Here is a 22,977-nt window from a genome sequence, read left to right on the forward strand (position 1 = left end):
CCCTATCAAAGGATATTACCATGGAATTGATCGATCTCTCGATTCAGGACCGGGGCTTCGCGCCCCATAGCATCGCCATTAGCTTGCGGACCGCGGGATGCTGCTTCGGCATGCTCCACCGCCCGGACAGCAGGATAGTTGCCGGCATCGGTCTGCTGTTGGTTAGGCCAGATGACGTCGGCGGCTTCAGCATCGAAGCCGATGCCACGTATCTCCAGCCGGGCGATACGGCCACCGATCTGCTGGACTGGCTGGACGCCAGGATAGACGAACAGGCCGCGATCATCACCTGGGACAAATGGTGGCCGGCATCCCGGCGTTTGGCGGCGCTCGCCGATCCGGAACGGCATCCTGTCCTGTTGGCGGCGGCGGGCGATACTGCCGGACGCTGGCGAGAACTTCCGGCAGCCGACACTTGGTATCTGCGCCAGGCCCGCGCGATGCCTGTGCCCTGCATCTGCGATGCCGGTGTGCAGGTTGCGGATTGTCACTCGACGGTGCCCTTGTCGCTGCTGCCGGATGCCGCGATCGCGATGCCGCAATTGATCGGCGAAGCCGTTGCGGGCTGGCTGGCTTGGGCGAGGCAATTTTCCGACTTCGATGTGGATCCCGTCGCAGCGCAGGCAGTGCATGCGTTGGAGACATGGCGCGCGACGATGCCGATTTCCGACGACGGCTAACCTTCGACCGACGATTTTCAATGCTCCCGGTACGATGCGCCATGTCGTCCCGGGGACCCGGACGTCCAGATGGCTGATGCACGTCGACGCCGCTGATCCATCTGCTGCCACCGCCAGCCAAGACTACGGCACTGCTAATCGAGGAGGCGATCGCGGGATGGCGACGCTGGGTCCAAGGTTTCGGGGACGTCGACGATTGTCAGCATCCCGCTCAATCGGCGCTTCGCGATCTGGACCGCTGATCGAAAGACTGCTCCCCCCACCGACCATCTTCCCACCACGGGTCCGCTGACCCGCACCATCGAGGTATTCATGTTCATCGACTCATTCCCGCCGCGCGTCGCCGACGCGCGGTTGCCCTTCGTCGTGCTCGATACCGAAAGCGAATACGATCTCGACGTTCACGACCGCTACCTGGCCGCCGAGCGGTTTACTGACGACGACAAGGTCGCGCTGCACCCGCGTGACGCACGAGAGGATCCACGCGTCCACCCTCGCTGGCCGTGCCAACGCATCACGGCGATGAGTTGGCTTATCCTTCGCGACACTTCGGATGGGCTGGTGCCGGAACGCATGGAGACGCGTGGTCGACCGGAGCAGGATGAGGGCCAGATCATCGCCGCTTTCCTGACCGATATGCAGCAACTCGGCCCGGCAAGGCTAGTTACATGGGGCGGTTTCGCCGCTGATATGCCACCGATCATGCTGGCGGCGATGGCCGCCGGGCTGACGATGCCGGACAGCTTGTCTGGTCTGTTGTCGCCTTGGCAACGGAGCCGCTCCGGACACATCGACCTGATGTCTGAAATCTCCGGTGGTGCGGCGAGGCCGCATATGGCCGAAGTGGCCGCCAAACTGAATATTCCGTGCAAGCTGACCTGCCGGCCTGACCTCGTTTCAAGGCTCATGACGCGTGGCAAATGGAGCGATGTGAAGTCGGTTGCAGAGGGCGACTGCTTAACACTCACAGCCATCCTGATGGCATGGAAGCACCTCGGCGGTGCTGGCGCATCCATGCTCGAAGGCACCCGTCGCCTGTCGAAGTTCGTCGCCGACCATCTCGGACACCGACATTACGCGTCCACCTGGATCGAGCACGGCGAGCACGCCCTGCGCGATGCCTTCGCGCGTGAGGCCGACAAGCTCGCAGCGCTCGCGCCGCACCTGGCCGACTGAAACCAGCAAAGAATGTGCCTCTGCAGAAAGGGGCGGAAAAACAACGAGCAGGCCGATGGCCTGCGCAAGGAGATCAATATGAGCGTTCAACAAGCCGCACAGACCATGCAAGCCTGGACCTTGGCGCTACGCGACATCATGCGCTATCCTTGGTTTGCGCCGATGCAACATACAGTAGCGTTCGCGTCTGGCGGCAAGCGCGACATGATCGAGGCGATCCATCTTGCCGGCATCGCCGAAGAGATGGGACGTGATGTGATCCACGTCGATTTCGATCGGTCGATCTCGGGCGGCCCCATCGGCGTGTCGATGGTCGTACGTCAGGCGCCGATGGTGGAATGGGCGCCGAACCTGCGCCTCTATGCTGCCAGCGACGATGCGCCCGTCGAACTGCTAAGCATCCGCCATCGCTGGTTCATCGGCCCGCACCACCTGCTGACCGCAGGTGCGCTGCCGCCCGCGAGCAAGATCCGCCGCGGCACCGAGCGTGCCATGCGGCGCTGGCGCGAGGCGGCGGAGGACGGACGCGACGTCGAGCTTCCGGGTTCGATCATCGTACCGGCCGGCCAGCCCCTCGCAAATGCGATCCCGCGCGAGGAGTTTCTGGCCCGCGCGGCGGGCTGATCCTGTCACCGGCGGTCATGAGGGTAGCATGCTTGACCGCCGGCGAAGCGCCACCTGGCGACAGGCACACTCTACGTCCTACGCAGCAGGTCGACCCACCCGACCATCGCCGCGCATCGCGAGCTGATCCACAAGATCGGCATCACCGGCAGCTCAGTTGAGGCCCGCATAGCGGGGGCTGCCGATGACGCCACGTATCTCCTTGCGGGCGTGGATGTGGTTGCCACATACAAGTTATACGACATCAACCGTCCACGCCTGGAAGCGCTGATCCACCGCGTCCTCGACAGCGTGCGATTCGATGCCAAAATACCCGACCGCTTTGGCAAGCTGGTCCGCCCGCGCGAATGGTTCATGGTGCCACTGCATATTATTGATGAGATAGTCGGCCGCATCGGGGATGGCACATTGGCTGGGATGACATACGATCCTGCTTCCGTGATGTTGTGCCGGAAACGAAATGAACCGGCTTAGCGCAGACCGCAATTCTCGACCCTTTGTCGTCGTACAACCGCCGGTTTCTCGTCCCGAGATGCGGTCGGTCTGCTTTACGCTAGCCACAGGGCATATCGTTTCCAAATTGTGCCGCCCACCATCGCCTGCCTATGTCCTGTGGTTGCGCCGATAGTTGCGATGAATAAAGTCTCAGTCAAAGCTGCCTGGTCGCGAGGCGCTGGGGTGAAGGGCGTTCGTGGCGGGTCGAACGACAAGCGCAGTGCTGGAAACCACGTCCGTCCTCCGTCAGTCCGAAGGCGTTGCTACCGGAAGGCCATGCGGCCCGGACCCCGATGAGACGGCGGCACCGAGCTTCGCCCGTTCTCTCGCATCGCGCACCGTGTCGGCGTCTGCCGTCGCCTCGACAGCTTGGACGTAGGCCGCGATATAGTCAGCCGGGAGCCCGTGCTCGGCGCATCCGGACAGCACGAAGTCCTTGTACCAGCCATAGGGCTTGAGAGCGTCGTCAATCGCGTCCGGGCTGGCAAGATAAGTCAGCACCTTGCGGCGCCGGCCTTCGTCGTTGATGACTGTGACGGTCGCATGCTCATAGCCGTTGCCGACTCCCTCGGCCCGGTCGAGCCTCGCGCGCTCGGCGGGATCGAAGCTGAACAGGACACCCACCACGCTCTGGTCGTCATTCGTGGCGAACGCGTTGCACTTGCCCGACTTGTCCTTGCTGCGTTTGTGGAATCGCAGAGCATGGCCCGGGAGGGTCGCAATGCCGAGCGGCTCGCAGCTTGGCATCCGCTCGCGCAGTCGGACGGTCGACATGTTGGATCCGTAAGCGAAATATACGACATGCTCTGGTGGCCCGGTCTCCATATCCTGCAGCGGCGCAACCACTGGATCGCCAGGCTTCGCGATCATGCGCAACGGCACGGTCATGATGCTATGCTCGTGGGTCTGCTCGCCTTCCCGCATGATGATCGGCCGTCCGGCCTCGGTGTCGAGGACCGGGACGGGCCGGCCGGTCCAGTCGCACTCGGTACAAGCCGGCCGCTCCCACAAGACGCCGGGTGCGGAGCTATTCTCGCCATGCTCGGGTTCCAAGTATGGTGACCCGCATTGCGGGCACGCCTCGGGGACACCGCGCAGCGCGCGCAGGATCTGCGTCATTGCCATTTGCACAGCCTGCTGCGTCAACGCGTGCGCCATGTCCGCGTCGAGCCATGTCGCGGACTTGGCGTGAGTCAGCCAGTTGGTGAAGGTCCAGGCGGATTCGAGCATCTGCTTGATCGCGCCCCGACGTTCCTTATTCGACTCGCTCGGCAGAAGATCGTTAAAGATGATGTCGGTCCACGCGCGGAAATTTGCGCGTTGCGGTGGTGCATCGGTCCAGACCGCGGCGTCCTGCGCAGCCCCAATTAACGCAAGCAAGGTTTCGCGACACCGCACGCCGACGGCCTGATAATCCGCAAGATTGTGCGCTTGTGTCATCGCGGCGCCGACATCCTCCATCTTCTCGAGCACCGGCTTGAACGGCAGGACGCGAAGGTCATTTTCCTGCTGTTCCTCGGTTCGAGGAATGCGGAGCATCAGACCAATATGGAAGGTGAGCGCGAGATCCATGTTAGGAAACTGCGCCTGGGAGTAGAGGTTCGTGCCGCCCGTGATAACCCACCAGCGGTCTTTGTTGGTATGAATGTCCCACACGTCATGGCGGGTGTTCAGGACGGCTTCGGAATAGACCTTCTGAAGGAACACGACCTGAAGATCAGGCGCCTGCCACTCAAAATATTCCCGGACAGTTTCAATTTCCGCTTCGGTAGCTTTCAGCATGGTCTGCCCTTTGTAGTGCTGTGGCTGCACCATCTACGTGTGTGTGCGCAAGCACAGAAATTCATCCAATTTCATCACTTCTAGCATTCGCGCAGGCAATCAAAACTGCTATATGTATCGCAAATGGAACGATCAATCCAAGCCATCTGGAATCAGGAGGATATCCCCGTCATCCTGAGGCGCACCGGGAAAGGGGAACTTCTCCGTGTCCGTTTGCCGTTTGACCAGGACAACCGGCGATGGCTGCAGAACATGCGCCGCACCACCCCGATCTGGATCGCGTCGCGAAAATTCTGGGAAATACCGAAAGCTTGGTTCAACGATTTCGTGAACCGCGCTCTAATAAAATACGGTCGCATTTATGTCATCCAGCCATTTCGCGAACAAGAGATCTGCTCACCCTCTTGCCAGAATGCCCAGGGGCATGAATGCCAATGCTCGTGCATGGGTGTGCATCACGGCGCCGGTAGTGATGGAAGTTGGTTCGAAGTTTCAGAAGCCTTCTCTACACGCTGGGGGGAAAGAGAGCTTGCTTGCCGGCTGATGGTCGCAAAAAAGCAGCAGCAAGCTGCCCCGTGAAACCTCGTTGTTTTTCAACGCGGATAACATCGCTGCCTATGGCTCCCGACGGTGAGCCATAGCTGCCTACGTTTCCTTTTGGACTCCCGCCCCTTCGTCGCGGTTCGGAAATTGTCGATTGCCGCCACTTGAGCTGGAAGTCATAGCCCTTTCAACTGCACGCTCTACATTGGTGCGTTGCGATGAAACTAAGAGGATGTCTCGTTTGCTGGTTGATACTGTCACCGTCTCGGGTTTCCGCTGCTTCGGCCCTGATCCGCTTGTGATTGATATCGCGGCAGATATTACCGCCGTGGTTGGTCCCAATGCCTCGGGCAAGACCGCGCTGCTGCAAGCCTTGTCCAAGCTATTCGGCGTCACCCGCACACAGCGCACAGTGCAGCGCTCTGACTTTCATCTTGGCGCCGAGGATGATCCCGATGATCGGGACCCCAAGAACCTCTTCATCGACGTGCTGATCGGCCTGCCGGAACTGAGCGATGGCACCGCGACGCCGGAGACCATCGCGCCTGCCTTCCGACGCATGCATATTGCGCGGGCGGGCGATGACCCGGTCTGCCGGCTTCGCCTTGAAGCCCGATGGGAAGATGACGGCACGGTCGAAGGCGAAGTGTCACAGGAGTTGTTCTGGGTCGAGACGCTTGACGCCGACCCGCCCGCCGACAAGCGCCATCCGGTATCGGCGGCCGATCGGGGTTTGATCCAGCTCTATTACACACCCGCAAGCCGCGACGCGGCGGCACAGATCCGGGCAACAGCAGGAGCGCTGGCGGCGCGCTTGCTCCGCGCGATCGAATGGTCGTCCGACACAGAGGAAGCGGTCACCGAGGCGAGCGACACACTGACTGAAGCCTTCGAGGGCGAAGCCGCGATCGCCTCGATCGGTAAGGCCCTGCAGGAACGCTGGGCGGGGCTTCACGATGATGTGGTCGATACCAAGCCGCGACTCAGCCTGGTCAGCCGGCGCTTCGAGGAGGTGGTAAGCCGGATTGCGGTCGTCTTCGAACAGGGACCGGATGGCCACGAACGTGGGCTCGACGCGCTCAGCGACGGGCAGCAATCGCTGTTCTACTTCGCGCTCGCGGCAGCGGTCTTCGACCTCGAACGCGCCGTGGTCGCTGGAACGGTCGACGGGTTCCGTGATGACACGATGCGCATCCCGGCCCTGACGTTGTTTGCACTGGAAGAACCGGAAAACCATCTCTCGCCTTACTTCTTGGCGCGGATTGTCCGGCAGATCCGCTCCCTGACGGAAGATAGCGGAGCGCAGGCGCTCATCACCAGCCATTCCCCGGCGGTGCTGAGCCGGGTCGATCCCCGCGAAGTGCGCTATTGCCGCTGTGAACCGAAAACGCGCATATCGTCGGTCAAATCCATCAAGCTGCCCAAAGGCGCGAGCGAGGAAACCAAGTTCGTCCGCGGCGCGCTGCTCGCCTATCCCGAACTCTATTTCGCGCGTTTTGTGGTTCTCGTCGAAGGAGATTCGGAACGCATCGTGCTGCCCAAGCTGGCCGAAGCGCTCGATCTGCTGGTCGATCCGGCCTTCGTCGCGATCGTGCCGCTGGGCGGTCGTCATGTACAGCATTTCTGGCGGCTGCTCACCCAACTCGGTATTCCTTATGCAACCCTGCTCGACCTCGACCTTGGCCGCAAGGGCGGCGGCTTCGGCCGAATCAAGACGGCGATAGAAAAACTGATCGAACGGGGCGAGCAAAAGAGCAAACTGCTCGAAACGACCAATGGGATGCTCTCAGATGCTGAATTCGCTAAGATGCATGAATGGTCGGAGGTCCAGCATCTTCCGGGATGGCTGAATTTCCTGCAGAAATACGGCGTCTATTTCTCATCGCCGCTCGACCTCGACATGGCGATGCTCAAAGCCTTTCCTGCGGCCTATGAGGCGGTGATCCCGGCAGGTGGCGGGCCACGGATGGCAAACGACAAAGCTGCCGAGGCGGTGCTGGGCACGGCCGGCCCGGGCCTGACTGTCTGGACCGGGCCCTATGCGGGTTATGAGGATTTTTTCCCGGCCTATCGCTACCACTTTCTGACGCAGAGCAAGCCGGCGACCCACTTGGCCGCCCTGGTTCATATCAAGCGGAAGGAGCTGATCGCCAGCATGCCGCCGGTGCTCAAGGCGCTGCTCGAGCATGTCGCCAAATCGCTGCGGCGGGACTGACTATGGCGGTCCTGTCTCGGCGCGTTCGCCCCGATCAATGGCAGCCTATCGGCGTCGCCGCACTCGAAGCGAACGCGCTCAATGTCGTGCGATCCAGCGAAAATCGCTCCGTCATCGCCGGCCCCGGTGCCGGCAAGACCGAACTGCTGGCGCAGCGGGCCGCCTATCTGCTCCAGACCGGCACCGCGCCTCGCCCGCGCCGCATCCTGGCGATCAGCTTCAAGCGCGATGCCGCCGTCAATCTAACGGCACGGGTCGCCCAGCGCTGCCATCGCGATCATGCAGGTCGCCTCGATTCCATGACATTCGACGCTTTCGCCAAGGGCTTGATCGATCGCTTTGGTCAGGCCCTCCCGACGCACTGGCGGCCCACGCCCGATTATGAAATCGTCTTCCCCGGCGAGCGAGATTTTCGCGACTTTCTCCAGAATCAACTCGGTTCACCGCCTGCCAGTATCGGCACTTATGCCGATCTTCAGGCTATCGCCGTCAAATCCTTCGAACGGCGGCATCTCGTCGGATCACGTCTGCCGGTCGCCGGTTGGCGCAATCCCACACCAGGACAATGGGCGGCCGACCAATATTGGCAATCGTCCCTGCACGGCTCGGCCACGAGCCACCTTTCCTTCCCGATGATCGGTCGGCTCGCCGAACTGCTGCTTCGCGTCAATCCGATGGCGCGCGACGCCTTGCGGCTGACCTACTCGCATCTGTTCATGGACGAGTTTCAGGACACGACCCAGATCCAATATGATCTGGTTCAGACCATCTTCATGGGCACAGCCACCGTCATCACGGCGGTCGGCGACAACAAGCAGCAGATCATGCGCTGGGCCATGGCGATGGATGCGCCGTTCGCGGCCTTCGAAGCCGATTTCGGCGCGACGCGAACGCCCCTCTACAACAATTACCGTTCCTCCCCCGACCTGGTGCGCATCCAGCATGTGCTGGCACAGGCGCTTGACACGAAGTCGGCCAAGCCCGTTGCCATGGCGGCTGGCTCGATCACCGGCGAAAGCTGTGCGATCTGGGACTTCTCGTCGGTGCAAGCCGAAGCGACGCACCTCGCCGCCTTTGTCGCGGCAGAGATGAAAAGCCATGATCTTTCGCCTCGCGATTTCGTTCTGCTCGTCCGGCAGAAAGCGGGAGACTATGCGGCCGTACTAGAACCGGCCTTCGCAGCCCGGGGGATTCCGCTTCGCAACGAGGCCCGGATGGTCGGGCACGTCATGCTTCAGGAACTGCTCGCCGAGGAAGTTTCCGAACTGCTCGTCGCCATCCTGCGGCTTGCGGTGTGTCAGGCCAGCGGTCGGTACTGGACTTTATGCCAGGGCAGGCTCGGTATTTTGCGGGGCATCGCGCCGGATGATGAGGCAGCTCAGGCGCGTCTTGCCAGTGATCTCGATCGTTTCGCACTCGATTTGCTTGCGGCGCACACCAGTCCTCCCGTCGGCAAGCCAAACGTCCGATCCACGATCGACGGGATCATAAACTGGATAGGGCGCGACCGCATCGTCGCGGCTTACCCCGCCTACCGGCAGGGCGGATGGCTGGACAAGGTGATCGACGCAGCGGCGGAGCATCTGCACATATCCGCTGGCAACGGCGTGGACTGGGAAACAGCGCTCGATGCCTATGAAGGGCTCCACGCCATTCCCTTGATGACGATCCACAAGAGCAAGGGTCTCGAGTATCACAGCGTGATCTTCGTCGGGCTCGACGATGGGGCATGGTGGAGTTTCGACAAGGACCAGATCGAGGCCACGGCGGGATTTTTCGTCGCCTTCACGCGCGCCAAGCAGCGCGTCCTGTTCACCTACACGGCGCACCGGGGCAATCGAAGCAAGATCGCTACGCTTTACAATTTGCTCCGGTCAGCAGGCATCCAGACCCACCAGATTGCCTGACCAAAGCTTCAGGCACGCGCCGCGCGAACGATGACCTTGTCGATACCTTGCTCTGCCGCGAAACGCTTGGCCCGCTCGATCGCTTCGGACATGCGCCAGTCGAAGCCTGCCGAGCCGCCGGTATCGCCTTTGGCACTGTCAAAGAAGTAGCCCTGCTCCATGCCGCCAATGCCGCGATGCACGACCACGGCCACATGGCGCTCGGCAGGGATGTCGGCCGTTGGCGACAGATAGATAATCGCGGTCATCGACCCTCCGCTCGGCCATCCAGGAGATGCCGTTCATGCTCTCTTGCGCCAATTCGCAAGGCAAGAACATAGATCGAACAAAATCGCGATGCAATGAGCGTTCCCCCGGTTTTACGCCAGAGAGCGAGAAAACCCTCTGGCGTACATCCAGCGACCGGTTAATCATCGCACAGATGAGTGAGTACGATGATAGTATCGAAATAGCGATGGATGATTTCGCGCGGCGCTTTTCGATGCGGTCGGCGAAGTTGATGTGGCTCCTGGGTGCTGGTGTTTCAGCGTCTGCCGGGATCCTGACAGCCTGGGATATGATCTGCCGGTTCAAACGGGAACTGTACATCACCCAGCGCAAGGTCTCTCCTCAGTCCGTCGCCGATCTTTCTTCACCGGCAATACTCGCAACCCTCGATGCTTTTCTGGCCGAATCCGATACGTTGCCCCAACCTGGCGCGCCCGACGAATATTCGGCGCTGTTCGAGGCCACCTACCCGCAAGAACAGGACAGGCGGACTTATATCGACCATATGATCCGGGGGATGAAGCCGACCCAGGGGCATCTGGCGCTGGCCGCTCTTCTTCGCGCCACTCATTGCAACATCGTGTGGACGACCAATTTCGACCATCTTCTCGCCGATGCCTGCGCGCGCACCTTCGATACGACGGCGGCATTGAACATGGCATCGCTCGACGGAACGCTTCTCGCGGGAGAGTTCATTTCCGAGCAGCAATGGCCCATCGAGATCAAGCTGCACGGCGATTTCCGGTCGCGGCGCCTGAAGAATACGAGCGAGGAGTTGCGCCATCAAGATGCACAATTCCGCAGACAGCTCGTCGATGCGTGCCGTCGCTTCGGTCTTATCGTTGCCGGCTATAGTGGCCGCGACTCCTCTGTAATGGATGCGCTGGAAGAGGCGGTTGGCGAACCCGGCGCCTATCCCAACGGTCTGTTCTGGATGCATCGCGGCGAGGCGGCGCCGTTCGAGCGGGTCAGCCAGTTGATTAGGAGAGCCAGAGCCGCCGGCCTTGAAGCCGGGATTGTCCGGATTGAGAATTTCGACGAGGCGATGATCGATCTGCTGCGACTGTTGCCGGGTATCGACACATCCCTCCTTCGAGCGGAAGGCCAAGAGCGGCGACGCTTCTCAGTTGCTCCCACACCTTTGGGCAAAAAATCCTGGCCGGTCCTGCGCATGAACGCAGTGCGTGTGACGCGTCCGGTGAATTGCCGTAAGATCGTCTGCGAGATCGGCGGCGGCAAGGATGTGCGCGAAGCCGTCGAAGCAGCCGAAGGGAAGATCATCGTTGCCCGGACGCGCGCGGGAGTCCTCGGCTTCGGGAGTGATGATGAGTTCCGGCGGGTCTTCGCCCCTTTTAGCATTACAGAGTTCGGCATCGCCACCTTCGAGGATCGCCGTCTGCGCTATGATTCACAGGAGCGGGGATTGCTGCGCCGGGCGCTTGTCGCCGCCATTGCGCGGACCCATGACATGGAGGCTCGCGCCAGAGGCTCCGCCGATATATTGGCGCCGCGAATGCCCGGCGACCCAGCCTGGCAGGATCTGCGCGATGTGATCGGCGGCCCGATCGTCGGCAGCGTCCCCCGCAAGCGTGATATCACCTGGCGTGAAGGTATCGGCCTGCGATTGGACTGGGCCAGCGATCAGCTCTGGCTGCTGCTGGAGCCCAGGATCGTTTTTGATGGCGGCAGCGAGGAGACCAAAGCAATCACGGCCGATTTCGCGCGGGAGCGGACCGCACGCCGCTATAATCAAATGCTCGACAAACTGATCAATTATTGGTCGCGCAGATTCGCTGGCCAAAATCTGCGTGCCCTTGCGATCGGCGATGGGCTGGACGCCGCCTTCGATGTCGATCGCCAGTCGGCTTTCTCATGGGCAGCCAAGCCATGACCAGCCAGCTGCAACATTATGTCCGGCTGCCGGAGCCCAATCTGCTGTTCCATCCGGACCGGCCGAGCGATCGAGACATCCATCCTCTGCGGGGACTGGCCCGTTTCGGACCCTATTCGAGCATGTTCACCCCGTCCCCCATCCGCGTGGCGACGCTTGCGCCTTCCGGGGAATCGCAGCGTCTCTTCGAGTTCCTAAGGGAACTCAACCAGCCTGCGAGACCGCAGGAGCGAACCGACTATCTTCCGGACTGGGCCAGTTTCAACAGCGTCTTCCAGACGCACCTCGCACCAGCTGCAAGCCATTGTCGGCGGGAACTCGATGCCCAACTGGACGGAGAGTTGAAGGATTGCCCTGCATCGGGTCTGCTGCTTGCCGAACGGCTCATCCGTTCAATCCAGTTGCTCGACGCCAACCGCGCGGATTTTGACGTGCTGTTCATTTATCTTCCTGAACGCTGGTCTCCCGGCTTCTACGGAGCCGATGATTTCGATCTGCATCACCAGCTCAAAGCCTTCACCGCCGCGCGGCAGCTGCCCATTCAGATTGTGCGCGAAGACAGCGCACTATCCTATCGATGCCGGGCCAGCGTCATGTGGCGGATCGGCCTGGCGCTCTACGCCAAGGCTGGCGGCGTTCCTTGGAAACTGGCCGATGTGGAGCCGGACACTGCCTATATTGGTATCTCCTATGCGCTCCGGCCCGCAGAATCGGAGCTTGCCCGCTTCGTAACCTGTTGCAGCCAGGTCTTCGACGCCGACGGTGCTGGACTGGAATTCATCGCCTATGACACCGGCGATGTGAACGTACAGCGGGAGAACCCGTTTCTCTCGCATACCGAGATGTTTCGGGTCATCACCCGTTCGCTGGACCTTTATCGCCGGCGCCATGGCGGCAGACTGCCGACACGTGTGATGATCCACAAATCGACCGAGTTCAAGGAAGCCGAAATAGAAGGCTGCTTCGAAGCGCTGAAACATATCGAGTCGGTCGATCTCATCCAGATCGTCGAGGACAATGGCTGGCAGGGCGTGCGATGGGAACAGGACCGTAACGATCCGGAGATATCACAAGCGGATGGGTATCCGGTGAAACGCGGAACCTTGCTCGGGCTCAGCGGCAAAGACGCTTTGCTCTGGATGCACGGGGCAGTCGATGGTTTCGGGCGCCGCCCCTATTTTCAAGGTGGCAAAGGTACACCGCGACCGTTGCGACTGGTCCGACATGCCGGGCATGGAACATGGGACGATACCGCGAAGGCGGCCCTGGCGCTGTCGAAAATGAACTGGAACAATGACGGGCTCTATGATCCACTTCCGGTGACGATGAGCTACGCAAAGACCTTAGCACAGGTGATCAAGCGGATGCCGGGGCTCGGCAAGGGCACTTACCAGTTCCGATTTTTCATGTGAATGGACGTAAATCCCCTTTCGTCAAAGCCAAATTCTTGGACATTTTGGTGTTTGAACTAAGACAAACTTGGCTCTCGCCTGTGCGAGCCGACTTGCTCAAATGTTTCCGGCGACGGATCGGACGCTTGTTAAATTTTTTTGCGTTAAAGATCGACGCTTTAGCGTTCCGAAGCCGAATGTCGCAAAGGTCCCTGCGCTCGCCTCTGACAAGTGCTCACTGACTGCAGCCGGGAACGGCGGCTTACTACAATGAGCCGCTCCGAAGCCGACATTCCGAAAAGTCCCAATGTTGGTCGGCTGGTCTTCTCTGGCCAGTGGGAGGCAAAGGGATCGGACCAAAGCCGCTTAAATGACCCATGTTCGCGCAGGCCACAGCCGTGCACTTGATGGCACTGGGACGAAGGCACGGCCTGTCCGACCGTGCCATCGCAGCGATCATCGACAACGTGCGCGCCGGACTTGCCGATTGGCCCGAGATCGCAGCGCAGGCTGGGGCGACGTTTTCGATGCGTGAGATTGCGGAGCGCCATGCCGAGGTGGCGCGCACTTTCGGCTGAGCGCCCCGCCTGCGATCAGCGCGTACGCGCCTTCATCACGAGCACGCTCAATTTGTGTCGCACGACGCCGGCCGCATAGTCAGGCAGTCGCGTCAGCACTTTCAGGCGCTCCTGCAGCACGTCATCCAGGCCGCCGGATTCCAGCAGTTTCTGATAGCTGCGGGCGGTGGTTCCTTCTCGACTGTGCCCGGCAATGTCCTTAACGATGTTTTGGTTGATGTCGGCACGATCGAGCTGGCTAAGGCCGGTGCTTCGGACCGAATGGAAATCGGCCTCCTTGCCGGCAGGTGTGCACGGAATAACGATCCCGGGCTGTTGACGGAGCCAGTCGATCAGCTTTTTCCAGCCGATAGCGTAATATTGGTCACCGCCCTTTTTTACATCGTTCATCCAGAGTTCGGGGAACAGCAGCTTTTCACCTCTGGCTCCTGCAGCCTCCACAAATTCCTGGAGGCCCAGATCAAGGAGGCGGGGGTGGATAGGAAGAACGCGCGCCGAGTCTTCCGTTTTCAGGCTCCGAAGTTCATTCGGATAGATCAGCATATGCGGGATCGCGGTATCGAACACGAAATCGCTGACGTGGTGACCGGTGTGCTCGTCCCGCCGGCCAAGCTGATATGCCCCGAGCAGCGGCATCCAATACGCAGCGTCCTGATGGATATAGCACCCAGCCGTTAGCCTGCGGCGCGTGCCGAGATTGCCATGGTAGATTGGCGAATTGAACATCGTCTCGAGGTGAATGGGCTTCCAGGGAACGCGCCCCGAGCTCTTCTGCTGGCGGGTGACGGTCGCGGCCAACCCAAGGGGGTTGATGAAATCCTTCGGCCAATGCCCGACAGCCGCCATTTCCTTGGCGAAGGTCGACATATAGCTCAAATCCTTGTTCAGGGTTTTGTTCGCCCGCGTGTTCGCCTCCGTCAGTTTCGGAAACTTCTTGACGGCGCTGGCGTAGGGAACGTGCCAGACGCTTTGGACCCTGACCGTTTTCGGCATGTCCCACAGGGCCTTGCGGAACGTCGCGACGTCCTGCTGAGTGTAATCGAGACAAGGCTTGTCGCCGATCATCCAGACGAACTGTTTCATCAAACGTCGGGCATCCTCACCGACGCCCTCCGTCCAGCCACCCTTTTTCACGATGTCATCGATGATCGGGTCGATAAGGCCGCTCAACAGCGGCGACATGATCTTGGCTTCGGTCGCAACCACCTCCGGCGCCGGATCCGCCATCGGCGTCTCGCGTACCGTTTCCCGTGTCGGCGGGACGGGAACCTGGACCTGCGCGGTCAGGGCGCCGCCATGGGTCATGAGGTAATCGAGCGGATCGCCGGATGCGATCACGCGCGGGTCATTGAAATGCATGGCGCGTCGCTGCCCCTCGCTGATCGCACGGTGCATGAGCAGCCGGTCCTGCTCAACGGTCGATTGCAGCGATTTCATCCCCAGATGCTCGAGCCGCATTTGGACGCTGGCGTCGTTGAGGACGAGGTTGCCGCCGGTCGAGCGAATGAGCCGCCGGAGATGGTCGATATGCGCGTCGTCCCGCCCATCGTCGCGCAGCCGCGTCTCGTCGGCCTCGTCCATGATCGCCATCCCGCCGTGCCGGGCCGCGAGATCGTGGAAGTCCGCGTTGACGAGGCAACCCGCGTCCACATGATCCGCGGGTGTGGTCGGATCGAAATATCCCTGCGTGGCGATACCCAGCGTGAGGTCGATGATGCCCTTGATAACATCCTTCACTTCGGATGCGGAGCGAACACCGATAAAGGCTTCGTGCTTCATTGCCTGCATAAGCCTGTCGAGGGCTGCAGTCGCCGCTGCTGCCCGAAGCCGGGCTACGGACCATTCAGAGGTCCGTAACGACCATGTTATGTGAAGAAGGCCTATTTTGCGCAAATACAATTTCCGGCGGTACTGGTAGCGGCCGCCGGCGCGTCGGTAGGTGTAAGCGATTTTGATCACGATCCGCCTCCGGATGCGACGGTCAAGTGCGACACTTATGTGCACAGCAAACCGCCGGAACCGTTAAAAGGCAGGATATCTCAGTAGCTTATAAAATAGGTCCGGGATGAGTCCTGTCTCCCCGACCAATTTCTAACGTCTCGCAGCAGCTCGTACCGCTCCCAATTGTCTCAAATTTCGAGTCATTTGCGAGCCAAGAAGCAGCCGTTCACGAAATCATGAGAACGGCTCCTGCCTTGCCAGGCTGGCGATTGCCACCGAGCAGTGGCCCAGTGCGCCTATAAGGTTCTACTGAGAATTAAATTACTATAATTTCTTGTCTTTTTCGGCTTCCGACTTGCCTGTAAGCTCGATTTGCACCTTGTGGATTGCGCCCGGAAACGGACCATTGGCCGCATAGTCCGTGGATACAGGCGCACCGGTGTCGATGCCGATGTCCATAGTCTCGCCCTGGCCCGCATCCTTGACGTCGGCATAATCGAGATGGCCGCACCCTGCCTCGGCACCATTCACGGTCATGCACATCGTACCGCCCGCTTTGCCGGCTCCGTCCGGAGTGAATGCGAACCCGATGTTCGAAGCGCCACGACCAAGGGCGATCTTGCCGACGATCTCGGCCTGATCCTGCGGGCGCTGCGTATAGGCCTGACGCACAACGGGCACGCCGTCGCGCAGATAGAACGCCCAACCGCCAAAGCGGCTGCCGCGCGCCAGGATCGGCGCGGTGGCGCGCTCGACGTCGAGCGTCACGTCGGCGGAGATGGTGAATGCACGGCTGCGGAAGCTGGGCGCCTGGTTCTCGCTGATGCTCAAGTTCCCGCCCCAGTACGCAAACGAGGTGCGCCCCGAGGCATAGTGGGCATGCGAGGCGCCGAGCCGCGACTTCGCGAGGTTGTCGTCGAGCGGCAGCACGTGGTTGCGCCGCGCCTCCTCCAGCCACAACGCCTGCATCTGCGCCAGCTTGGCGGGATTGGCGGTGGCCAGGTCGCGGGACTGGCTAAAGTCCCTGGCGAGATCGTAGAGTTCCCATTTGTAGTCGGTGTAGGGGTTGCCGCCGGGATTGCCCATTTCCCAGGGCATCCGGCGCGGGGTGGTGTTCGCCATCCAGCCGTCGGCGTAGATCGCGCGGTTGCCGAACATCTCGAAGTACTGGACCTTGTGCTGCTCGGGCGCGCGGGGATGGGTGAAGGTGTAGTCGAGGCTCACACCGTCGACCGGCTGTTGATCGATGCCGTTGACCTGGCGAGGGACCGGCAGGCGCACGGCTTCGAGGATGGTCGGGAAGATGTCGGTCACATGAGCGAACTGCGTGCGCACTGTCCTGGTATCGTTCAGGTGCCCCGGCCACGACACGACCATGCCGTTGCGGATGGCGCCGAGGTGCGAGGACAACTGCTTCATGTAGCGGAACGGCGTGCCCATCGCCCAGCCCCACCCGGCGGGATATAGCTCGATGGTGTCCGGCCCGCCCATTGTGTCGATCACCCCGGCCACTTCCTCGGCGCTCTGCTCGAAATCATGGCTCATGTGCTGGACCTGATTGAGCGTCCCGGCCGGTGCGCCCTCGCCGCTGGGGCCGTTGTCGCCCACGAGGTAGAGGACCATGGTGTTGTCGGACTGGCCCATGCGGTCGAGTTCGTCGAGGATGCGGCCGACCTGCGCGTCCTGATAGGCGATCATCGCCGCGAACACTTCCATGTAGCGGGCATAGACCCGCTTCTGCACGGGGGTAAGCGAGGACCACGCCGGGATTTCGGCCGGGCGCGGGGTCAGCGTGGCATTGGCCGGGATCACCCCTTCGCGCTTCTGGCGCTGGAAGTTCTCTTCGCGCAGCGAATCCCAGCCCCTGTCGAACCGGCCCTTGAAGCGGGCGATCCATTCGGGCGGGGCCTGGTGCGGCGCATGGGCACTGCCGGGCGCGAAGTAGGCGAAGAACGGACGGTCCGGGCCAGTCGCCTTCTGCTGGTGGATCCAGTGGATCGCGTCATCGGCCAGCGAGAAATCCAGCGTCTGGCCCTGCGGCAGCGCCGGTGCGTCGACCGAGAGGGTATTGCGATAGAGGCGCGGGTTCCACTGGTTGGTATCCCCGATCACGAACCCGTAGAAATAGTCGAAGCCCAGCCCGGTAGGCCAGTGGTCGAACGGGCCTGACAGCGAGGATTCCCACGAGGGAATGTTGTGGTGCTTGCCGAAGAAGGCGGTGTTGTAGCCGTTGTCGCGCAGCACTTCACCGATCGAAGCGGCGCTGCGCGGGATGATGGAACTGTAGCCCGGATAGCCCGACGCCACGTCGGTCACCGCGCCGCTGCCCACCGCATGGCTGTTGCGCCCGGTCAGCAGCGCCGCGCGGGTGGGCGAGCACATGCCGGTGGTGTGGAAGTTGTTGTACCGCACGCCCCGCTTGGCGAGGCGATCGAGATTGGGCGTGGGAATGGCGCCGCCGAACGCGGAGGTCGCCGCGAAGCCGACGTCGTCGGTCATGATCAGCAGGACATTGGGCGCCCCGGCCGGTGCGACGACGGGCACCGGCCAGTCGGGACGCGATTCGGCAACGGTGGTCCCGGTAACGCCGCGAAACGGGCTGTCGACGATCGGCAACACTTCGCGCGAGCGGCCGTCAGGCGTGCTGGTCTGGATGTTCGACGCGGGTGCCCCGGGTACGTTGGTCTGGGCACAGGCCGCGGCGACAATGCCGCAGCTTACAGTCAGGATCGCACTCGATCGCGCGAGTGCCTTGCGCAGAGATCCGTTGCCAAACATGCCTGCCTTCACTCCTTGTTGTCTCGTCCGGTGGGGCACCGCGCCTGCCGCGGCACGGCGCCCCCGTCAGGTCAGAACTTGAACTTCGCGCCGACCCGGAAGGCGCGGCCCACTTCGTCGAAGTAGGCAACATTGGTTACCGTCGTCGTCTGCGGCGCGATCGAGGGATCGGTGTCCAGCAGGTTGTTGACGACGCCGTAGATCTGCACCGAACCGTCATCCGTCAGGTCGTAGCGCAAGTTGAGGCTGAGGTAGAACCGCGAGGACACGGTATTGTCGTTGATATCGACGCCCTCGACGAAGAGGTTGTCGTACTTGCCCGCCCCCACGAAGCGCCCGACCAGCGAGCCACCGACGCGGCCGTGCTGGTAGGCGATGGTCGAGTTGCCGGTCCAGCGCGCTACGCCCGCGCCGTTGAACTGGTTGGCAAGGTTGGTGACGACCGCGCCATTGCTCTGTTCGAACTTGTCCACGTACGTCAGCAGGTTGCGCCAGGAGAACCGGCCGCCCAGCAGATCGGTCGAATACGACAGCTCGAAATCGACGCCGGCGGTGGCGAACGAGGCGAGGTTGATCTGGTTGATGTTGATCTGCGAGATCGTACCACCCGAACGAACCACCAGGCCGCACAGGCTCTGGTCGCCGGCATAGCAGCGATCGACGATGTTCTGCGCCGTCAGGCTGGTGATGGCGTCGTTTATCTTGATGTCGTAGTAGTCGACCGAAAGCTGGACGCCATTGATCCAGGTCGGCGCGTAAGTGACGCCGGCGGTGAAGGTGTTGGCTTTCTCCGGCTTGAGCGCGGTGCTGCCCGAGGTCAGCGTGGGAATGAAGATCGAGGCATTGCCGTTCTGCGGGTCGGTCACGCTGGTGATGCGTGTAACGGACGAGGCGTAGAGTTCGGAGATGTTGGGCGCGCGAATGTCTCGCGATCGGGTGGCGCGCACCATCAGGCCCGACCCGATATCCCAGGTGCCGCCCAGCTTCCAGGTCACGTAGCCGCCACTGGTCGAATAGTCGGCGTAGCGGACCGCGCCGTTGAGGTCGATCGCCTTGGCAAACGGCAGGTCGCGCACGACCGGCAGCTCCATTTCGAGGTACGCCTCCCTGACGCTGTAGCGACCGTCGATCGGCTTGTAGTTGCCGGCCGCATAGGCGCCGGCGATCGAAGCAGCATCGGCGGTGGCGCTAGCTTGTTCGTGGCGGTATTCGGCGCCGAGCGATGCGGCCAGCGGGCCGGCCCACAGTTCCGCGACGGGGCCGGTGAAGTTCACCGCCGCGACGTGCTGCTGGGTGACGAGGTGATAGTACTGGTCGCCCGTCACGTATTCCTTGGCGGCGGTCGAATTGGTATCGCCGAACGGGTTGTAGGCGATGCAGCCGTTGCCCGGCGCCGTCAGGGTCGATCGGCACACCGCCTTGCCGGTGGCGGGGTCGATGACCGAATCTATGGCGGCCAGGTAGCGTGCATTGTTGCGCACGCCGTTGAAGCGGCCGACATAGTCGGTCTTGCCGTACTGATAGTAGGCGTCCCACTTCCAGGCGCCGATGCGGCCCTTGGCGTCGGTGACCGAGCGGTAGGTTTGTGTGGTGTTGTCGGACGTGTTCGGCCCGACGTCGAGCGACAGGCGCCCGAAGGCGAGCTTGGTCAGGCCCTTGGCGTCCATCGCCGCCGTAAGCGCCGCGGGCAGGTATGCATTGTCGCGCTGGATCGTCAGCGTGCCGAAGTCGAATGGCGCGATCGCCTGTCCCGACGCGCGCGAACGGGCGTAGTAGAACGCGGTGCCGAACTCCAGCCCGTCGCCAGCGTCATAGTGGATGTCGCCGCTGGCCAACTGGCGCGAGATGCGCGGTGCGAGCGAGAAGTCGCTGAGGAAGCCCTGGCCAGCGCCGTCGCCGCCGATCATATACTGCGAACCGGCCAGCGTGCCCTGATTGAAGGGCACCGGGGTCCCATCGGCCGCGAACTGGATCCGGCGGACGTCGGTGGTGCCGGTCAGGTCGCCGTAGGTCAGACCCGAGGTGACGAGACCGTAAGGCGTCATCGTCGAAGTGCGGACATGGTCCGAGATGATGCGCACCGGCAGGCCATTGGTGGCGCGCGCGGGATTGGTCAGGATGCCGTATTCGCGCCGCCCCCAGTCACGCGTATACATGCTGCCGATACCGTCGTTGTGGAACACCTCGACCGCGCCGGAGACGTGAAGACGGTCCTCCAGGAAGGCGGTGCCGCCATGCAGCGCGAAGCGATAGCCTTGCGCATCGCCCACTTGCGCCACATCGTACTGCGCATCGCCTTCCAGACCCGTGAAGTTCTTCTTGTAGATGAGGTTGACCACGCCCGCGACCGCATCCGAACCATAGACCGCCGAAGCGCCGCCGGTGACGACCTCCACCCGGTCGATCAGAAGCGTCGGGATCATGTTGATATCGACCTGGCCGGTGATCGCGGTGGACACGTGGCGCTTGCCGTCGACGAGCAGCAGCGTGCGGTTGCTTCCAAGGCCGCGCAGATCGAGGAAGTTCGTACCGGCCTGCGTCGCGGTGGAGCTGGTGCTGGCCGACGAGGTGGTGGCGCGGAACGAAGGCAGTTCATTGAGCGCATCGGCGACATTGCTGGTCGCCCGGGCAGCGAGGTAGTCGCCGCCCAGTACGGTGAGCGGCGTGGGAGAAGATGCACCATCGCGGGCGATGCGGGTGCCGGTTACGACGATATCGCCGGCAGGCGCCGGGCTTTCGGCATCGGTTGCAGCGGACTGTGCCCCCACCGGCACTGCAACCTGCGCCGTCGCAGGACTGGCCAGAGCGACCGACAACGCAGCGAAACTGGCCGTGCAGCTCAGAACGTCGTACCTCAGATGCAATTTGGAAAGCATGATGTTTCCCCCCATTTGTCCAAGAGATGAATGCGCGCCTTGCCTCGCGCTGGCACCTTGAGCTCCGCCCCCGTTTTATTTCAGCATTGAACTATATAAGCCCGACGCCGGAGCGTCGGGCCTTCCCGGTCAGGCGTGCGCGGCGACCTTGCGCGCGGCCTGACCGGCCTGCGCGAACCCGTGCAGGAGAATGTCGACGTCGTTCGCGGCTACGGTCATGGCGTAGCCCTGTTCGATCCGCGCTGCGGCGGCTTCGGCAGTGGTGGTGAAGATACCGCACGGCGTACCGGCACGCTTGCAGGCTTCGAATACGCTCTGGCATGCCTGCTCGTGGCGCTCGTCGATCTGCGGGAAGCAGCCGAGCGACAGCGCCAGGTCGCCGGTCCCGATGAAGACGAAATCGACCCCGTCGACCGCCGCGATCTCGGCCGCATTGTCGACGCCGGCGGAAGTCTCGATCATCACCCCGATCAGCGGATTGATGCTGCGCTTGTGATAGCGGGTGAAGCCTTCCGCAAGCGGGCGCACGCCGCCGCCCGAACGGATGCCGTCCTTCGGGAACGTGGCTGCAGCCACCGCTGCGCGGGCCTGCTCGGCCGTTTCGACCAACGGCACCAACACGCCCTCGGCGCCGCTGTCGAGCGCTTCGCCGATCGCCGGCATGGTGTTGGCAGCCACCCGCATGATCGCCGGCTTGGGGCCCAGCACGCTCACGGCGAGGTGCGAGGTCATGCGATCCCACAGGCCATGCTGGAGATCGATGATGGCAGCGTCGAAATAGTCCATCGCGCCGATCTCGATCAGCGGCACCGAACCCATCGCGAACCACGATGTGATCATGCCCCCGCCCTTGAGAGCCGCGCGCATGTCGCTCGCATTGGCGAGCACTGGATTGAGGGTGGTCATGTACATCCTTGAATAGATCCGGCTTGAATGGGGTCCGGCTGGAGGCGAATTCAGAGAGCTCCGCCCGAGACAATGTCCTTGTTGTCGAAATCGGCCCGCGTCTTCTCCATCAGTGCGAAGAAGCGCCCCTGCGCGACATCGACGAAGCGGGTCATCGAATCGTAGACGGCGATGGAATTGCGGACGCGGAAGCCTTCCAGCAGGTCGGTCAGCAGCGCGATCACCACCATCTGCGTTTCCTTGTCGTGGAGCGTGCCGATCCGCACGGTCTGGACGTGGTCGACGAAGCGGCCGATCGTCGCGGCCAGGCGGGGGTTAGGCACGGCGTTGAGCCAAGCCTGACGAAAGCGCGTGTTGGCCTGCATCAGGGCGAGCGGCTCATCCTGCTCCACCGCGTCGCAGGCCATGCGATAGGCCGCTTCGAGATCGGCCACGGCCTGCGCGTCAAGATTGTATGCGGCAGCCGCCGCAGCGCGCGGTTCGAGCATCTTACGGATCTCGAAGATGTCGGCGATGTCCTTCTGGGACAATTCAGGCAGCATGAAGCCGCGCGTGGTGCCGACGAGGTATCCTTCATGGACCAGCCGCAGCAGCGCCTCGCGCACGGGCATACGCGACACGCCCAGTTCCGTGGCCAGCGCGGTATCGACCAGCTTGTCCCCCGGCCCCACGTCGCCGCGCTGAATGCGGGCGAGCACCTCCATGTAAGCGGGCGTTCCGCGCGCCCCACGATCGAGCTGATGCACTGTCATATCGGTATTCTCTTTCAAGACACGCTGCCTAGCAAGTGAAAAACAGAATACGGTTCATAAGCGGCTTGTCCATGCAAAAATGCTCAATTTTGGTGTTTTCGGCGGAATAATTGCGAAATACGCCCTTGACGGCCACCCAAATCCATATTCTGTTATGCCAATCAGTATTCGAAAC

The 22,977-nt window shown here is 62.0% G+C and carries 17 protein-coding genes; 10 read left to right on the plus strand and 7 right to left on the minus strand.

All coding sequences use genetic code 11. From position 1 onward, the window contains the following. Positions 1–20: 20 nt before the first annotated feature. The 4 genes from BES08_RS06565 to BES08_RS31690 all read left to right on the plus strand — a co-directional run bounded on the left by BES08_RS06565 (position 21) and on the right by BES08_RS31690 (position 2,954). Entirely contained in the window at positions 21–680 is a 660-nt protein-coding gene (locus BES08_RS06565) for a hypothetical protein (protein WP_069707904.1), read from the plus strand. Between the two features lie 312 nt (positions 681–992). Continuing rightward, on the plus strand, positions 993–1,856 hold the full coding sequence (locus BES08_RS06570) for a 3'-5' exonuclease family protein (protein WP_069707905.1): 864 nt from the start codon (positions 993–995) through the stop codon (positions 1,854–1,856). Between the two features lie 78 nt (positions 1,857–1,934). Then, entirely contained in the window at positions 1,935–2,480 is a 546-nt protein-coding gene (locus tag BES08_RS06575; protein WP_069709175.1) for a hypothetical protein, read from the plus strand. Between the two features lie 54 nt (positions 2,481–2,534). Further along, positions 2,535–2,954 carry a GIY-YIG nuclease family protein gene (locus tag BES08_RS31690; protein WP_083274612.1) on the plus strand — a complete coding sequence of 140 codons (420 nt, stop codon included), beginning with the start codon at positions 2,535–2,537 and terminating at the stop codon, positions 2,952–2,954. A 267-nt stretch (positions 2,955–3,221) separates the two neighbouring features. On the opposite strand, the gene BES08_RS33910 is transcribed toward BES08_RS31690, so the two are convergent. After that, the gene (locus BES08_RS33910) at positions 3,222–4,757 is read right to left on the minus strand and encodes a gamma-glutamylcyclotransferase family protein (protein ID WP_069709176.1); all 1,536 of its coding nucleotides are present in this window, start codon (positions 4,755–4,757) and stop codon (positions 3,222–3,224) included. 123 nt (positions 4,758–4,880) lie between these two features. On the opposite strand from BES08_RS33910, the gene BES08_RS31695 reads away from it, so the two are divergent. The 3 genes from BES08_RS31695 to BES08_RS06590 all read left to right on the plus strand — a co-directional run bounded on the left by BES08_RS31695 (position 4,881) and on the right by BES08_RS06590 (position 9,422). After that, on the plus strand, positions 4,881–5,336 hold the full coding sequence (locus BES08_RS31695) for a hypothetical protein (protein ID WP_083274613.1): 456 nt from the start codon (positions 4,881–4,883) through the stop codon (positions 5,334–5,336). A 196-nt stretch (positions 5,337–5,532) separates the two neighbouring features. Next, positions 5,533–7,515 (plus strand): ATP-dependent nuclease, encoded by a 1,983-nt coding sequence (locus tag BES08_RS06585; RefSeq protein WP_231958186.1) that lies wholly within the window; start codon positions 5,533–5,535, stop codon positions 7,513–7,515. A 2-nt stretch (positions 7,516–7,517) separates the two neighbouring features. Further along, positions 7,518–9,422: a UvrD-helicase domain-containing protein gene (locus BES08_RS06590; RefSeq protein WP_069707907.1), complete on the plus strand. Its 1,905-nt coding sequence runs from the start codon at positions 7,518–7,520 to the stop codon at positions 9,420–9,422. 8 nt (positions 9,423–9,430) lie between these two features. Here BES08_RS06590 and BES08_RS06595 read toward each other — a convergent pair whose 3' ends face one another. Next, positions 9,431–9,670 carry a hypothetical protein gene (locus BES08_RS06595; protein ID WP_069707908.1) on the minus strand — a complete coding sequence of 80 codons (240 nt, stop codon included), beginning with the start codon at positions 9,668–9,670 and terminating at the stop codon, positions 9,431–9,433. A 35-nt stretch (positions 9,671–9,705) separates the two neighbouring features. Here BES08_RS06595 and BES08_RS06600 point away from each other — a divergent pair, with 35 nt between their 5' ends. The 3 genes from BES08_RS06600 to BES08_RS06610 all read left to right on the plus strand — a co-directional run bounded on the left by BES08_RS06600 (position 9,706) and on the right by BES08_RS06610 (position 13,549). After that, entirely contained in the window at positions 9,706–11,580 is a 1,875-nt protein-coding gene (locus tag BES08_RS06600; protein WP_197524430.1) for an SIR2 family protein, read from the plus strand. Beyond that, positions 11,577–12,992 (plus strand): argonaute/piwi family protein, encoded by a 1,416-nt coding sequence (locus BES08_RS06605; RefSeq protein ID WP_069709177.1) that lies wholly within the window; start codon positions 11,577–11,579, stop codon positions 12,990–12,992. Before BES08_RS06600 ends, BES08_RS06605 begins: the two co-directional genes overlap by 4 nt. Before the next feature lie 377 nt (positions 12,993–13,369). Then, the gene (locus BES08_RS06610) at positions 13,370–13,549 is read left to right on the plus strand and encodes a hypothetical protein (RefSeq protein ID WP_197524431.1); all 180 of its coding nucleotides are present in this window, start codon (positions 13,370–13,372) and stop codon (positions 13,547–13,549) included. Between the two features lie 15 nt (positions 13,550–13,564). Here the strand turns inward: BES08_RS06610 and BES08_RS06615 are convergent, their stop codons facing one another. The 5 genes from BES08_RS06615 to BES08_RS06635 all read right to left on the minus strand — a co-directional run bounded on the left by BES08_RS06615 (position 13,565) and on the right by BES08_RS06635 (position 22,802). Beyond that, positions 13,565–15,328, minus strand: coding sequence for a site-specific integrase (locus BES08_RS06615; protein ID WP_156799795.1), 1,764 nt, complete (start codon positions 15,326–15,328; stop codon positions 13,565–13,567). A gap of 486 nt (positions 15,329–15,814) precedes the next feature. Beyond that, the gene (locus BES08_RS06620) at positions 15,815–18,268 is read right to left on the minus strand and encodes an arylsulfatase (RefSeq protein WP_083274614.1); all 2,454 of its coding nucleotides are present in this window, start codon (positions 18,266–18,268) and stop codon (positions 15,815–15,817) included. A 71-nt stretch (positions 18,269–18,339) separates the two neighbouring features. Then, positions 18,340–21,144 carry a TonB-dependent receptor plug domain-containing protein gene (locus BES08_RS06625; protein ID WP_069709179.1) on the minus strand — a complete coding sequence of 935 codons (2,805 nt, stop codon included), beginning with the start codon at positions 21,142–21,144 and terminating at the stop codon, positions 18,340–18,342. A 129-nt stretch (positions 21,145–21,273) separates the two neighbouring features. Next, positions 21,274–22,050, minus strand: a complete 777-nt coding sequence (locus tag BES08_RS06630; protein ID WP_162177369.1) for an HpcH/HpaI aldolase family protein — start codon at positions 22,048–22,050, stop codon at positions 21,274–21,276. 50 nt (positions 22,051–22,100) lie between these two features. Continuing rightward, positions 22,101–22,802, minus strand: coding sequence for a GntR family transcriptional regulator (locus BES08_RS06635; RefSeq protein WP_008831201.1), 702 nt, complete (start codon positions 22,800–22,802; stop codon positions 22,101–22,103). Positions 22,803–22,977 lie beyond the last annotated feature (175 nt).

It is taken from the genome of Novosphingobium resinovorum, assembly GCF_001742225.1.
In the GTDB taxonomy this organism is placed as follows: Bacteria; Pseudomonadota; Alphaproteobacteria; order Sphingomonadales; family Sphingomonadaceae; genus Novosphingobium; species Novosphingobium resinovorum_A.

Coding starts and splice junctions, on each gene's coding strand:
- BES08_RS06565 (WP_069707904.1), top strand. CDS start 21: ATGGAATTGATCGATCTCTCGATTCAGGACCGGGGCTTCGCGCCCCAT.
- BES08_RS06570 (WP_069707905.1), top strand. CDS start 993: ATGTTCATCGACTCATTCCCGCCGCGCGTCGCCGACGCGCGGTTGCCC.
- BES08_RS06575 (WP_069709175.1), top strand. CDS start 1,935: ATGAGCGTTCAACAAGCCGCACAGACCATGCAAGCCTGGACCTTGGCG.
- BES08_RS33910 (WP_069709176.1), bottom strand. CDS start 4,757: ATGCTGAAAGCTACCGAAGCGGAAATTGAAACTGTCCGGGAATATTTT.
- BES08_RS31695 (WP_083274613.1), top strand. CDS start 4,881: ATGGAACGATCAATCCAAGCCATCTGGAATCAGGAGGATATCCCCGTC.
- BES08_RS06585 (WP_231958186.1), top strand. CDS start 5,533: ATGTCTCGTTTGCTGGTTGATACTGTCACCGTCTCGGGTTTCCGCTGC.
- BES08_RS06590 (WP_069707907.1), top strand. CDS start 7,518: ATGGCGGTCCTGTCTCGGCGCGTTCGCCCCGATCAATGGCAGCCTATC.
- BES08_RS06595 (WP_069707908.1), bottom strand. CDS start 9,670: ATGACCGCGATTATCTATCTGTCGCCAACGGCCGACATCCCTGCCGAG.
- BES08_RS06600 (WP_197524430.1), top strand. CDS start 9,706: ATGCTCTCTTGCGCCAATTCGCAAGGCAAGAACATAGATCGAACAAAA.
- BES08_RS06605 (WP_069709177.1), top strand. CDS start 11,577: ATGACCAGCCAGCTGCAACATTATGTCCGGCTGCCGGAGCCCAATCTG.
- BES08_RS06615 (WP_156799795.1), bottom strand. CDS start 15,328: ATGAAGCACGAAGCCTTTATCGGTGTTCGCTCCGCATCCGAAGTGAAG.
- BES08_RS06620 (WP_083274614.1), bottom strand. CDS start 18,268: ATGTTTGGCAACGGATCTCTGCGCAAGGCACTCGCGCGATCGAGTGCG.
- BES08_RS06625 (WP_069709179.1), bottom strand. CDS start 21,144: ATGCTTTCCAAATTGCATCTGAGGTACGACGTTCTGAGCTGCACGGCC.
- BES08_RS06630 (WP_162177369.1), bottom strand. CDS start 22,050: ATGACCACCCTCAATCCAGTGCTCGCCAATGCGAGCGACATGCGCGCG.
- BES08_RS06635 (WP_008831201.1), bottom strand. CDS start 22,802: ATGACAGTGCATCAGCTCGATCGTGGGGCGCGCGGAACGCCCGCTTAC.